This window comes from Bradyrhizobium sp. YCK136 (assembly GCF_044570075.1).
Lineage (GTDB): Bacteria > Pseudomonadota > Alphaproteobacteria > Rhizobiales > Xanthobacteraceae > Bradyrhizobium > Bradyrhizobium diazoefficiens.
In genome coordinates this window covers 9,590,596-9,604,157 of record NZ_CP172424.1, presented here as the reverse complement: position 1 = coordinate 9,604,157, position 13,562 = coordinate 9,590,596, and the positions used below count along the sequence as shown (strand labels likewise).

The following is a 13,562-nucleotide window of genomic DNA, read 5'->3' as shown; positions in this document are numbered from 1 at the left end:
GGGGAGAGGGGGAAGAGAGAGTCCTACCTCCCCAATTCCGTCGCCTTCGCCACGCGGTCGAACCGCTCCAGCGTCAGGATCGCGTCGGCAAATTTCTCCGCCCGCGCATTCAGCACCGGGCGCGCCAGCGTCAAAAATTTCTGCTGCATCGCCTGCGCATCGGGAAACGAATTCGGCTCGCCGGAGGGATCGGCATACAGCCGCTCGTGCACGCCGTCGTCCGTCGTGATGCTGACGCGCGCGCCGAACGGATGGGTGCGGCCGATCTCGAGCCGGTCGTCCTGCACCACGTCGAACTTGTCGGCGAGCGCGTCGATGGCGGTATCGCCGAGGCGGTTGTAGTCGTCCCAACCAAAGCTGCCCTGATCGAGCGCGAGCGCGCCGGTGAAGAACATCGAGAACTGGCCGCCGACGATCGAGGTCGGATGCCGCTTGGTCGCGGCATCACCGGTCAGCGTGATGCCGTTGCGATGCAGGCCGATCTCGACGCGCTTGACCTGGTCTGGCGTCAGATTGTGCTCGCGCCGCATCGCGATCAGCGCGTCGATTGCGGCATGGGTGTAGCGGCAGCTCGGATACGGCTTCACGCCGATCTTCATCGTCTCATAGGTCTTGCCGAGCTCGGCGACGGCCTTGCCGGGATGCGCGTCGTCGGTGTAGCCGGCGAGCAGGCCGTGCTTGCCCTCGACCGATTCGGTCGCGCCGACGAAATCGTTGCGCGCCAGCGTCGCGGCGATCACGCCGTTCATCGCGGCGGCGCCGACCTGGTAGCGCTTGTTCCAGGCGCCGTTGACCAGGAATTGCAGCGAGCCGGCGGCCTGGCTGCCGGAGACGCCGAAGGCGGCGATGATCTGCTTTTCGCTGAGGCCGAACAGTTTTCCGGCCGCGGCGGCCGCGCCATAGGTGCCGGCGGTCGCGGTCGGATGGAAGCCGCGCGCATAATGCGAGGTCGGGTCGAGCGCGTTGCCGAGCCGGCAGCAGACTTCATAGCCCGCCACGATCGCGGTCAGCACGTCGCGCCCGGAAGCGCCGACCATCTCGCCGACGGCGAACGCGGCCGGAACGACCGGCGCGCTCGGATGCAGCGAAGAATCCGCATGCGTGTCGTCGAAATCGAGGGAATGGCCGAGCGCGCCGTTCAGCAGCGCCGCCACCGCCGGGGTCCAGGTCTTGCTGTCGCCGAACACGGTGGACTCGCCCCTGGTGTCGAGCGCGAGCGCCTCCAGCATCTTCAGGATCGAGGGGGTGGATTCCGCTTCGCTTCTGGCCCGGATCGCGCTGCCGAGGAAATCCAGCGTCAACACCTTGGCGCGATCCAGCACTTCCGCCGGAATATCCTGGTATTTCAGATTGAAGACATAGGCGGCGAGCGTTGCGGTTTCGTGGGCCATCGTGTTTCCTCGTTTTGGCGCGCAAGTTAGGCGGGCTGATTTGGCCTTTCAAGCGGCCTTGGGGCCGCGGGCATCAGCTATGCTTTTGGCAGGCGCAAGAGGATCGGACCGGGACATTCGACGATGGCACTCGCAAGACAAATGTTCGACCGGATCCGATCACGGCGGACGCAGTTGGGGTTGGCCATCCGGGTCACGGTCGCCGCGGTGGCGGCCTATGCCATTGCCACCGCGCTGCATCTGCTGTTGCCGCTCTGGGCGGTGCTGACCTCGCTGATCGTGACCCAGATGAGCGTCGGTCGCTCGCTGAAGGCGACGCGCGACTACGTGCTCGGCACGATCGGCGGCGCCATCTATGGTGGCGCCATCGCGATCCTGATCCCTTACTCTACTGAGGCGGGCCTGTTGGGGTTGCTGGTGCTGGCGGTCGCGCCTCTCGCCTTCGTGGCCGCGATCAACCCAAGCCTCAACGCGGCGACGGTGACCGCGATCATCGTGCTGCTGGTTCCGACCATGCATCATTCCGATCCCATGACCTCGGCGATCGATCGCGTCAGCGAGGTCGGGGTCGGCGCCATCACGGGATTGCTCGTTTCGTTCCTGGTGTTGCCCTCACGCGCCGTGCGACAGATCCGCGCCAGCGCGGCAAGACTGCTCGAACTGATCGCGGATGCCTTCACCGAGCTGCTCGCGGGCCTGACGCGCGGCCGCGACAACGATGCGCTGCACCGGATCCAGGACGGTATCGGCACCGCGATGGTGGGCATGAATGTCATCGGTGCAGAGGCCGAACGCGAGCGTGCCGCGCGCCTGTCGAGCGGGCCCGATACCGGTCCCTTGCTGCGAACGGTGCTGCGGCTGCGCCATGACGTCGTGATGATCGGCCGCGCCACCGTCGTCCCGCTGCCGGTCGAGGTGCAGATGCGGCTCGCCGCGCCGCTGGCGGAGGTCAGTGCGGCGATCGTGCGCTTCCTGCGGTCGGCGGCCGAAGCGTTGCGGGCTGGCGCCGGCGCGCCGCCGATCCATCCCGTGCATGTCGCGCTTCAGCACTACGCCGAGGCGGTTGCCGCGGTGCGCCAGGACGGTCTGATCCGCGGCCATTCCGGCGACACCGCCGAGCGCTTCTTCGCCATCGGCTTCTCGCTGGAGCAGATGCACCAGAATCTCTGCGATCTCGACCGCGTCGTCGGCGAGTGGTCGGAGGCAGCAAGCGACAAGCCCGCGCGCGTGGCGGAGTGAGCCGGTGCTGGAACTAGCAGGCTGATGCGACCCGCCGGTCACGCTGGACCAGCAGTGCCAGAGAGACAGCTCCAGCCACCAACAGCGCCCAGTCTTGCGGCACGCGGAGCAGTATCGCGGCGCTGCCGCCGACAAGCGACCATAGAAACGGGATCACAAGGAGCCAGCGCGGGACCGGCTGCCTTGTCAGCAGCAACATGCCGAAGCTGAAGATGGTGACGGGACACGGCGTGACTCCGAACATCGGCAGTTCGTTGGGGTGCTGAACCATCTCGAGGCCGAACAGGGGGTAGATCGCCGCCGCGTAGAATACGAACGCGACTCCGATAACCCCCGCTGATTCCTCATTGTAGTCGAAATCGATCCGGTTTTGGCACACGCCGAAATAGACGAAGGCTGCAGCCTGGACGACAAACAACGCGCCGAAAATGTAGGCCAGCTTGTTGATCGTTGCGAAGAAGGTCAGGTGATAGACGATCCCGGTCCATGCCCACATCGCCGCAAGAATGCCGGCGACGATCTGATCGGCCCATCTGTCCTTGCGAAACACCAGCACGAAGGCCAGCCCGCCCAGCAGATATGCGAGAACCTGCATCGGCCAGATTGCCCGGTTGTAGCTCGCAATAACACCTAGGAATTGCTCGATCGTGAACGGCAGCATGATCGCGGCTCCTTCCGCGAGGAGACGCTATGCAGCCGGCGAGATGCGTCATTTGACCGGGATCAACGCGGATGCATGCCCGGCCGCGGCATGTTGACCTATGTCGGTCATGGGCCGAGGCCGGTACGCATCAGGACTTGCCCTACCGCTTCGTCAGGCCCTTGTCCTGCATGCGCCAGACCAAGAGATCGATGCGGTCCTGGCCGAAGAACGGCTCGTTCTCGAACACGAAGGTCGGCACGCCCCAATGGCCGGAGGCGGCGTGGTCCTTCTCGTTCTCCGCGATCACCTGCTCGTAACGATCCGGATCGGCGCTGATCGCAGCATCCATCGCGGCGAGATCGAAGCCGGCCTTCTCGGCCGCGCGGGCGAGATGATCGCCTTCGTTCCAGCCCGCCACCGAGCCGTCCCATAGCACGCGCGCGATCGCATCGGTGAATGCGAGCGAACGGCCCTCGAGCTGCGCCATCGCGCCCAGCCGGGTCAGGCGGTGGATGTAGGGTTGCTCGGCCGCGACATCGAACGTCGTCTTGTCCTGCACGATCGGATCCGGCCTCGGAAAGCGGAACGGAATGCCCTCGTGCTGCGCGACGCGCGTGCTGTCGAGCACCACATAACGAATGAAGTTCGGGCTGGCCTTCTTGAAGAAGCCGGGGACGCGGACTGCAAGCGGATAGACCGGTCGCAGGTTCACCGCGAGGTCATACACCGCGACGAGCTTCAGCGTCTTCGGCAGCGCCAGATAGCTGAAGGGACTGCGGTAGGAGTAGAAGAGGTCGACGGACAGGGTCATCTCGCCGGTTCCGCGATGCGCTTCATCATGCCGCGGACCACGAACTTGTGGAAGGGCATGATGAGGGCGAGATAGGTCCGGCCGAGCAGATTGTGGGTGCGCACCAGCGTGGTCGATGTCACCTGGCGGTCCGCCTCCGTTCCGGCGACATCGACGACGAGGCGGAAATCGAGATGGGAATCGTTGAAGCCCGCGACCAGCCGCTCCGGTGTTTCGCTGACCACCGGAAACAATCCGATCAGGCCATACGGCGCCGGTGCGCCTTCGCCCGAGGTCTTCAGTCCGAACGGTCTCACCAGGATGTTGCGCAGGCGTATGAGCGCATCGACCCAGCGCGGTCCGTGGAGAACCATCCGCACGCAGGCCTCGCGGGCATTCACCGCCGTTGCGCCGATCTCCACGCGAAATGCGTCGACGAACTGCGCGCCCGCCAGCAGCGTGCCGGCGTCGACATTGGGAGGAACTTCGCGGACTGTGCCGATCATCCCGCCAGTCTGCGCGCCAGCATCCGGAAGCGCAAGACCAGGAGGCCGGCATAGACGAACGTGCCGATCGAGAATCCGATCCAGACGCCGACTGCGCCCAGCCCGGTGTGGAAAGCCAGGACCCAGGCGACGGGAAAGGCGACGCACCAATAGCCGATCGCCGCGAACACCAGCGTCATCCTGGTGTCATTGATGCCGCGCAGTGCGCCGCCCATGATGGTCTGGAGACCGTCGGCGATGAAGAAGGTCGCGCCGACCAGCAGCAGTGTCGCCGTCAGCTCGACCGTTCCCGCGCTGGCCTCGCTGCCGCCGAAGAACAGCCGTCCGAGCTCGTAGCGGCCGAGGATGATGGCAACCGTCAGGGCCGAGACCAGCGCTACGCCAAGCACCGCAGCGACGAGGCCCGCTCGTCTCACCGCGGCCGGGTCGTTGCGGCCGAAGGCATGGCCGACGCAGACCGTCGCCGCCATGCCGATGCCGAGCGGGACCATGAACAGCACGGCCGTGACCTGGAGCGCAATCTGGTGCGCGGCAAGCGCCGTGGTCGAGATCAACCCCATCAGCAGCGCGGCGGACGAGAACAGGCCATATTCCAGCAGCAGGGAAAACGAGATCGGCGCGCCGAGCGCGATGAGCTGGCGCATCAGGGACCAGTCGATCCGCCAGAGATGGGCGAGCGGACGGTAGTCCGCGAATGGCTTTCGCCATGCGGCGATGGCGAGCACGGCGAGGAAGGTGCCGAGATTGACGAGCGTGGTCGCGAGCCCGGCGCCGAACAGGCCGAGCTCCGGCAGGCCGAACAACCCGTGGATCAGGACATAGACCAGCGCGGCATTGACGGGGATCGCCGCGACCGTGATCCACAGCGGCGGCTGCGGCCGGTTCACCGCGCTCATCATGCTGCGCAGCGCGATGAAGCCGAGCGCCGGCGCGATGCCCCAGGCGAGGCCGTTCAGATAGCGCTGGGCGAGCGCGGCCGATTGCGGCACCTGTCCGAGAGCGATCAGGATGTGTTCGCCATAAAGCGGCGAGGCCATCATCGGCAGCGAGATCAGCAGCGCGACCCACAGGCCGACGCGCAAGGCGCGGCGGATGCGCCTGACGTCGCCGGCGCCGAACGCCTGCGCCACCAGCGGCGACACCGCAGCCATCAATCCGAGCCCGAAGGTAAAGCTGACGAAATAAACCGTATGCGCCAGCGCGGCGGCGGCGACCGCACTCTCGCCGAGCCGTCCGATCAGCGCGAGATCGGTCGTGATCATCGCGATCTGCCCGAGCTGCGTCAGCATCATCGGCACGGCCAGCCGCAGCGTCTCGACGAACTCATCGGCGAGATGGTTTTGCGGCACGCCGGATTGCGGCTGCGAATGATGTTGCACGGTGTCGAGCATGGTCACTCAATAGCATCACTGAGCGACGAAAACATGGCCCGTGTCTCTTCTTCCTCTCGCCGTTCTCACGGGGCCGCGACGAGCTTTGCTCGCGCTGAGAGGGTTGGGGTGAGGGGCCTGTTTCCGCAGAAAAGATGGCAGTTGGATTCGCGGAGGGTCCCCCTCACCCGGATTGCATCTGCGATGCAATCCGGCCTCTCCCCGCAAGCGGGGAGAGGCAAAGACCTCAGCTCTTCCTTTCCGGCACGCGCTTGATCTTCGCGCCCAGCGCGTTCAGCCGCTCCTCGATGCGCTCGTAGCCGCGCTCGATCTGGTCGGCGTTGTTGATGGTCGAAGTGCCCTCGGCGCAGACCGCGGCCAGCAGCATCGCCATGCCGGCGCGGATGTCGGGCGAGGTCATCGGCGCGCCGCGCAGGCGGCTGGGGCCGGCGATGATGGCGCGATGCGGATCGCAGAGCACGATACGCGCGCCCATCGCGATCAGCTTGTCGACGAAGAACATCCGCGATTCGAACATCTTCTCGAACATCAGGATCACGCCCTCGCATTGCGTGGCGGTGACGATCGCGATCGACATCAGATCGGCCGGGAAGGCCGGCCAGGGCTGGTCCTCCAGCTTCGGCACGTGGCCGCCGAAATCGTCCTGGATCTTCAGCGTCTGGTTCGAGGGCACGATGAGGTCGTCGCCCTCGACGCGGCAGACGATGCCGAGCCGTTCGAAACCCATGCGGATCGAGCGCAGATGCTCGACACCGGCGCGCACGATGCGAAGCGGCGAGCGCGTCACGGCGGCAAGCCCGATCAGCGAGCCGACCTCGATATGGTCGGGCTGGATCCGGTAGGTCGCGCCACCGAGCGTCGCCGGACCATGGATGATCATGGTGTTGGTGCCGATGCCCTCGATTTTGGCGCCGAGCGCGACCAGGAAGTTGGCGAGGTCCTGCACGTGCGGCTCGGAGGCTGCGTTGCGCAAATAGGTGATGCCGTCGGCCGCGACCGCCGCCACCAGCGCGTTCTCGGTTGCGGTGACGCTGGGCTCGTCCAGGAACACGTCCGCGCCGGCGAGCTTTGGCGCGCGGAATTCGAGCCGGTCGGTCGCGGTGACTTTGGCCCCGAGCTGTTCCAGCGCCAGCACATGGGTGTCGAGCCGGCGGCGGCCGATGACGTCGCCGCCGGGCGGCGGCAGCATCACCTCGCCGCAGCGGGCGAGCAGGGGGCCCGCGAGCAGGATCGAGGCGCGGATGCGGACGCAGAGCTCGGGGTCGAGATCCGCAGCGCGGATGCTCTTGGCATGGATATGAAGCGTGTTGCGGGCGGTCCACTCCGCCGCCGCGCCGACCGAGCGGATCAGCTCGACCAGCGTCTCCGTGTCGCGGATCCGCGGCACGTTCTCCAGCGTCACCGGATGCTCGGTGAGCAGCGCGGCGGCGATGATCGGCAGCGCCGAATTCTTGTTGCCGGACGGCTCGATCGAGCCCGAGAGCCGGTGACCGCCCTCGACGATGTACTGGATGGGCGCCACGGTGGTTCTCGCTGTCCTGTTGGGTGGGGCGGGCTACTTTGGAGGCGCAAACTACCGAGATTTGGGCACGGTAGCAATTCGGGCTTGATGGTCGCCACGAAGGAGGTGTGCTCCCTCTCCCGCTTGCGGGGGAGGGCTGGGGTGGGGGTGCTTCAGCGGTGGGGTTGTCGAAATCTACGGAGAATATCCCCGCGAGGAGAAAGCCCTCACCCGCCGCGCGCGGGACGATGCTTCGCATCGCCCGGGGCGCGTCGACCTCTCCCGCAAGCGGGAGAGGTGCAACGAGGTCGGGGCTAGATATCGATCGTCGCGCTCAGCGAATGTTCCTGGATGAAGTCGCGGCGCGGCTCGACCACGTCGCCCATCAGCTTGGTGAAGATGTCGTCGGCCTCGTCGACCTCCTTGACCTTCACCTGGAGCAGCGAGCGCGCATTGGTATCCAGCGTTGTTTCCCAGAGCTGCTCCGGGTTCATCTCACCCAGTCCTTTGTAGCGCTGCAGGGTGACGCCCTTGCGGCCGGCGTCGGTGACCGCTTCGAACAGATCGACCGGACCGTGGACCGTGTGCTCGACGTCCTTGCGCCGCAGGTTGCCGGGGCGGGCATAAACATCCTGCAGCTTGGGCGTAAATTCGTCGAGCTTGCGGGCCTCGGCCGAGCCCAGGAACGCGGAGTCAATGATCGCGACGTCCTTGACCCCGCGCACAGTGCGCTCGAACTGGAAGCCCTGGCCTTCCACGTAGTGGCCGACCCATCCGCGTTCGACATCCTCGGCCTGCTTGTCCAGCCGTCCGGCGACGTATTGGGCGGCCGCGGCGGCCTTGTCGGGATCGCCGTAGATGTCCTTGTTCAGCACGCCCGTGATGGCGGCCTGCTCGACGACCTTGCGGTTGTAGCGGGTGTGCAGATTGCGCAGGATGCTGCGAACGACGCGGGCGTCGTCGATCAGTCCGCGCAGGTCACGGCCGCTGCGGTCGCCGCCGGTGCCGGGCGTGAATATGCAATCATCGAGACCGGTCTCGATCAAATAGTCCTCCAGCGCCCGCTCGTCCTTCAGGTACTGCTCGGACTTGCCTCTGGAGACCTTATAGAGCGGCGGCTGGGCGATGTAGAGATAGCCGCCGTCGATGATGTCGCGCATCTGCCGGTAGAAGAAGGTGAGCAGCAGCGTGCGGATGTGGGCGCCGTCGACGTCGGCGTCCGTCATCACGATGATCTTGTGATAGCGCAGCTTCTCGATCGAGAACTCGTCGCTGATGCCGGTGCCGAGCGCGGTGATCAGCGTGCCGATCTGCTCGCTTCCCAGCATCTTGTCGGGACGCACGCGTTCCACGTTGAGGATCTTGCCGCGCAGCGGCAGCACCGCCTGGAATTCGCGGTTGCGGCCCTGCTTGGCGCTGCCGCCTGCCGAGTCGCCCTCGACGATGAAGAGTTCGGACTTGGCCGGATCCTTTTCCTGGCAATCGGCGAGCTTGCCGGGCAGCGAGGAGACCGAGAGCGGGCTCTTGCGCGTCAGCTCGCGCGCCTTTCGCGCGGCTTCGCGGGCGGCTGCGGCCTGGATCACCTTGCCGACGATCATCTTGGCTTCGCTAGGGTGCTCCTCGAACCAGGCCTGGAGCGCCTCGTTGAGCACGTTCTCGACCACGGGACGCACTTCCGAGGACACCAGCTTGTCCTTGGTCTGCGACGAAAACTTCGGATCGGGCACCTTGACCGACAGAACGGCGGTGAGGCCTTCGCGGCAATCGTCGCCGGTCAGCGCGATCTTTTCCTTCTTCGCATTGGCCTCGGCATAGCCGTTGACCTGGCGCGTCAGCGCGCCGCGGAAGCCGGCGAGATGGGTGCCGCCGTCGCGCTGCGGGATGTTGTTGGTGAAGCACAGCACGTTCTCGTGGTAGCTGTCGTTCCACCACAGCGCCGCCTCGACGCCGATGCCGTTGGCTTCCGCGCGCACCATGATCGGCGCCGGCACGATCGCCTTCTTGTTGCGGTCGAGATATTTGACGAATTCCTCGACGCCGCCGGAATAGTGCATCTCCTCGCGCTTCTCGACCGCGTGGCGCATGTCGGAGAGGGCGATGTTGACGCCGGAGTTGAGGAAGGCGAGCTCGCGCAGGCGGTGCTCGAGCGTCGCGAAATCATATTCGATGTTCTTGAAGGTGTCGGGCGAGGCCAGGAACGTCACCTCGGTGCCGCGCTTGCCCGGCGCGTCGCCGACCACCACCAGCGGTGCGACGGCATCGCCATGGGCGAACTCGATGTAGTGCTCCTTGTTGTCGCGCCAGATGCGCAAGCCGAGCTTGCTCGACAGCGCGTTCACGACGGAGACGCCGACGCCGTGCAGGCCGCCGGACACCTTGTAGGAGTTCTGGTCGAACTTTCCGCCGGCATGGAGCTGGGTCATGATGACCTCGGCCGCCGAGATGCCTTCACCCTTGTGGATGTCGACGGGAATGCCGCGCCCGTCGTCGCGCACGGTGACGGAATTGTCGGCATTGAGCACGACATCGACGCGCGTGGCGTGGCCCGCCAGCGCCTCGTCGATCGCGTTGTCGACGACCTCGTACACCATGTGGTGCAGGCCCGAGCCGTCGTCGGTGTCGCCGATATACATGCCCGGGCGCTTGCGGACGGCATCGAGACCCTTGAGCACGCGGATCGATTCCGCCCCGTAATCGCTCGGATTTGAGGGCTCGTTTTCGGCAGGCGTCTGCCGAGCAGGTTCTGTCATAAGAGGCCTTCGAGATGTCGCCCGAATCAGCCGCGCAAAAGGCGCTGATGTGAGGCTATTTGTGCCATGAAAGACCGCTTGCGCCTAGCGCAAAGTATCCTCCAGCAACCCTTTGACTAAATAGGGATTTTTAGCCGGTTTTCAAGCCTCGCGAAGGCCGATTCTCGGCGCCGCAAAAAGCGCGATTCGGACCCTCCTTTTCACCCCCCGAAGGCGTGGATTTTGCGGGGCGGAGAAGCGCGTTCCGAGATGCCGCGGCGCCTCGGAACGGGCCACGGGTTCAGTATATCTGGGACGGTTTCTTATCGTCGCTGAGGCCCCAGGCCTCGCCTGAGGCCAGGGTGACGGTATCGGTGCGCACCAGAAGGCCCGACACGCGTAGCTCGTAGGAATACGTGCCGGGCGGCAGATCCAGCGTTTGTGGATGATTTTCGCCGCCCGCGATCTTGATGGTTTGATCGTTGATCACAAGCGAAGCCACATCTGGCCTTAGATAGCCGAATATCAGCCGCGCTTGTCCTGATATCGGCAGGACATCGGCCTTGGCTGCAGCCTCCGGATTCCGTTGCGCCAGGCTGACCGTGGTCTCGCCCTTGGCGCGGCCAAGCTTCAGCACGGCCGGGCCCTTCGGGGAGACGAAGGCCAGTTGCACGCGATCGGCGGCGATCATTGCGTCATCCGGCTTCTCCTGCCAGCCGCGCTGTCCGAGCTCTCTGCGGTAGAAGGCGAGCACCTCGCTGAGCTCCGCGGGCACGCGCGCTTCGATCTCGAGCCGGAGCGGGACCTTGGCGTCATGCGCGTGCGTGGTGCGGAATTGGCTGAAGCTGCTTTGCTTCGGTGCCGGCATGTCGACGTCGGGATCTGCCGTCAGCGGCTCCTTCGAACAGCCTGCGAGAAGCGTGAGGGCGCACACCAGCAGCCGCCATCGTGCCGGAACTCTCGTCCCGCGCTTGACCGTTGTCATGCTCCATCTCCGAGAATGTCGCGCGTTGTGGTCTTCGCGCGATGCGGCGGCTGCGACACGGTCGCCGCCGCTTCCAGACGACTAGTCGCCCCAGGAACCGGACAGGTTCAACCTGGCCGTTACAGGCACAGGCGGCGGAATCAATACATCTGCAGCGGAAGCACCTCGCCGGTCGGACCCACCATCAGGCCCCAGGCATCGCCGGCGGCGACCGTGAGGGTCTCGGTGCGGGCGGGACGCCCCGGTACGCGCAGCGCATACTGATACTTGCCGGGCGCCAGATCGAGCATCGGACCTTTCGGCGACTGCGGGCCGCCGGCGCCGGCCGCGATCTTGATGGTCTGCTTGTTGATCGTGAGCGATGCTTCCTTCGCCCCGATATTGCCGAGCATCACCCTGGCCTGGCCCGGCTTGGGCATGATGTCCGCCTTGGTCGCGGCATCCGGATTCTTCTGCGCCAGATTGACAATGGTCTCGCCTTTGGCGCGACCGAGCTTGAGCACGGCCGGGCCTTGCGGCGAGGTGAAGTCGATCTGCGCGCTCTCCGCGGACACGGCGGCGCCGTCGGCCTTTTCCTGCCAGTTGAGCTTTCCAAGCTCAGTGCGGTAGAACGCCAGCACGTCGCCGAGCGGGGCGGGGATGCTGGCCTCCAGCTCGCGGCGGAACGGCGTCTCGCTGCCCGGCAGTTTCGTGGTGGCGAGCGAGGTCGACGAACGCTGCGTCGGCACGGGCAGCTGGGATTCGGTGTCCGGCTTGAGCGGTTCGGATGACTTGGCCTGCACCTCCGCAGGCTTGGCGGCGGCCACCTTAAGGCCCGAACCCTCGGCGCTGACCCTCACCTTGGGGCCCATCTGCATCACGGTGAAGGAGATCGACTTGCCGCCCTTGGCAAACTCCAGCATCGCCATGTTGGGCTGGTTGATGACCGAAGGCCGCTCGTTCCAGCCCAATGGCTTCAGCGAGGCCCGGTAGAACGCGGTCAGCGCCTTCACGCTCGATGTGGACGAGAATTCGAGGCTGCCGTCGCTGCCTTCGAACTTCACGCCCTCGGCGTTCTCCGGCAGCGGCACCGGCGTCTTGCTGTCGGCGAGCGCGTTGAGCGGGACATCGGACAGCGCGGCCGCCTGCACCTTGCGCCGCGCCTCGTCGGCGGCGATGACCTGCTTTGCGGCTGCCGCGGCATCGCTGAAGAATCTGTCGTCAGCCTCCTTCTTTGCCTTGGCGCGGGCGGCAAGGGCTGATTCCTTCACCTGCGCGGTCAGGCTGACCATGGTGAAATCGTATTTGCGGCCAAGCCGCAGCACGCCGGTTTCCTCGGCGTTGGAGATCTTGATCGCCACCTCGTCGCCGGGCGCGAGCGGCGCGCTGCCGTCCTCCTGCCAGCCGCGCGCGGCGAGCTCGCGATGATAGAAGGCCAGCACCGCGGGCAGCTCGGCCATCGCGGCCGCCGACATCTCGCGCTTGTTGGAGCTTGCGCTGCCGAGCCCCCTCGACGACTTGGTGAAAGTTGGCCGCGGCAGCCCGGCGGCGTCGCTGTCGGCCTTGAGATCGAAGGGAAGCGCGAAGGGCGCGACGCGGATGTCGACATTGGTGCGGCCGTCGTCGCGGCGCGTCAGCGTCAGCATGACGGGCTTCTGCTTGTAGAAGCCGGTGACCTCACTGTCGGGATGCTCGTAGAACACGCGTAAGCCGTTGGGAACGGTCTCATCCAGGCTGGTCGTCCAGCGCGCGGCCGTTTCCGGCGTGAGCTTGCGCCAGCCGATCGCTTCCATCTGGCTGGCGTAAAAGTCCGATGTCGTATCGAGCGCGCTGGGCGCGATGCAGCCGAGATAGGGCCTTGTGCCATCGAACACGATGTCGCTCGCGCCGTCGGGGAACGGCACGTTGCCGTAGATCCGGTCGGTCGAGTAGTAGACCACGGACTGGTCGGGCCGGCCGAGGGCCTGCGTGAAATGAACGGACAGGCCCTGCCGTCCCTTCTTGAAATTCAGCGTGGTGCTCTTCTCCTCCAGCGGCCGCACATAGGGCACCCAGCCGACCGCGCCGAGGAGCTTCTTCACCGCCGGCGACGTCAGGGATTCCGGCGTCGGCATGCGATACTCGACGCGGTAGGGATCGGGGCGCGAATTATCCTCCACCGCACCCTCGAGCTGCGGCAGCGCGTGAACGTCGACGATGCCATCGTCGGCGCGTGCGGGCAGAGACGCGCTCGCCATGAGCAGAAGACCGCAGGCAAGCAACCGCCAGCGTGCCGGGACCTGCGTCCCGCGCTTGATGATCGACATCACTAAAAACTCCTGAATTTCGCGCGGGTCGATCCCTCGCGCAATTGCAGGCTGCGACACCGTCGGCGCGGCCTCGGATGAGAAGTCGCGGCAGGAACCCGT

At 65.8% G+C, this 13,562-nt stretch carries 10 protein-coding genes; 1 reads left to right on the top strand and 9 read right to left on the bottom strand.

What is annotated here, in order from left to right; all coding sequences use genetic code 11:
• Positions 1 to 23 precede the first annotated feature (23 nt).
• Entirely contained in the window at positions 24 to 1,391 is a 1,368-nt protein-coding gene (locus ACFLEY_RS46435; RefSeq protein ID WP_060909527.1) for an MmgE/PrpD family protein, read from the bottom strand.
• Between the two features lie 123 nt (positions 1,392 to 1,514).
• Here ACFLEY_RS46435 and ACFLEY_RS46430 point away from each other — a divergent pair, with 123 nt between their 5' ends.
• A complete protein-coding gene (locus tag ACFLEY_RS46430) occupies positions 1,515 to 2,630 on the top strand; it encodes an aromatic acid exporter family protein (protein WP_060909526.1) in 1,116 nt (371 codons plus the stop codon).
• A 13-nt stretch (positions 2,631 to 2,643) separates the two neighbouring features.
• On the opposite strand, the gene ACFLEY_RS46425 is transcribed toward ACFLEY_RS46430, so the two are convergent.
• The 8 genes from ACFLEY_RS46425 to ACFLEY_RS46390 form a co-directional block, all read right to left on the bottom strand.
• Positions 2,644 to 3,291 (bottom strand): DUF6064 family protein, encoded by a 648-nt coding sequence (locus tag ACFLEY_RS46425; protein ID WP_060909525.1) that lies wholly within the window; start codon positions 3,289 to 3,291, stop codon positions 2,644 to 2,646.
• Between the two features lie 142 nt (positions 3,292 to 3,433).
• Entirely contained in the window at positions 3,434 to 4,084 is a 651-nt protein-coding gene (locus tag ACFLEY_RS46420; RefSeq protein WP_060909524.1) for a 2-hydroxychromene-2-carboxylate isomerase, read from the bottom strand.
• Complete coding sequence (locus ACFLEY_RS46415) at positions 4,081 to 4,569, bottom strand: DUF2867 domain-containing protein (RefSeq protein ID WP_011083642.1); 489 nt, start codon at positions 4,567 to 4,569, stop codon at positions 4,081 to 4,083. Before ACFLEY_RS46415 ends, ACFLEY_RS46420 begins: the two co-directional genes overlap by 4 nt.
• Positions 4,566 to 5,960, bottom strand: coding sequence for an MATE family efflux transporter (locus ACFLEY_RS46410; RefSeq protein ID WP_396605002.1), 1,395 nt, complete (start codon positions 5,958 to 5,960; stop codon positions 4,566 to 4,568). The genes ACFLEY_RS46415 and ACFLEY_RS46410 overlap by 4 nt, the downstream gene beginning before the upstream one ends.
• Positions 5,961 to 6,186: 226 nt before the next feature.
• Entirely contained in the window at positions 6,187 to 7,482 is a 1,296-nt protein-coding gene (gene murA, locus ACFLEY_RS46405; RefSeq protein ID WP_060909522.1) for a UDP-N-acetylglucosamine 1-carboxyvinyltransferase, read from the bottom strand.
• A 293-nt stretch (positions 7,483 to 7,775) separates the two neighbouring features.
• Positions 7,776 to 10,211, bottom strand: a complete 2,436-nt coding sequence (gyrB, locus tag ACFLEY_RS46400; RefSeq protein WP_011083645.1) for a DNA topoisomerase (ATP-hydrolyzing) subunit B — start codon at positions 10,209 to 10,211, stop codon at positions 7,776 to 7,778.
• A 280-nt stretch (positions 10,212 to 10,491) separates the two neighbouring features.
• The gene (locus ACFLEY_RS46395) at positions 10,492 to 11,175 is read right to left on the bottom strand and encodes a hypothetical protein (RefSeq protein WP_060909521.1); all 684 of its coding nucleotides are present in this window, start codon (positions 11,173 to 11,175) and stop codon (positions 10,492 to 10,494) included.
• A 140-nt stretch (positions 11,176 to 11,315) separates the two neighbouring features.
• Positions 11,316 to 13,460 carry a hypothetical protein gene (locus ACFLEY_RS46390; protein ID WP_211433360.1) on the bottom strand — a complete coding sequence of 715 codons (2,145 nt, stop codon included), beginning with the start codon at positions 13,458 to 13,460 and terminating at the stop codon, positions 11,316 to 11,318.
• Positions 13,461 to 13,562: the final 102 nt, after the last annotated feature.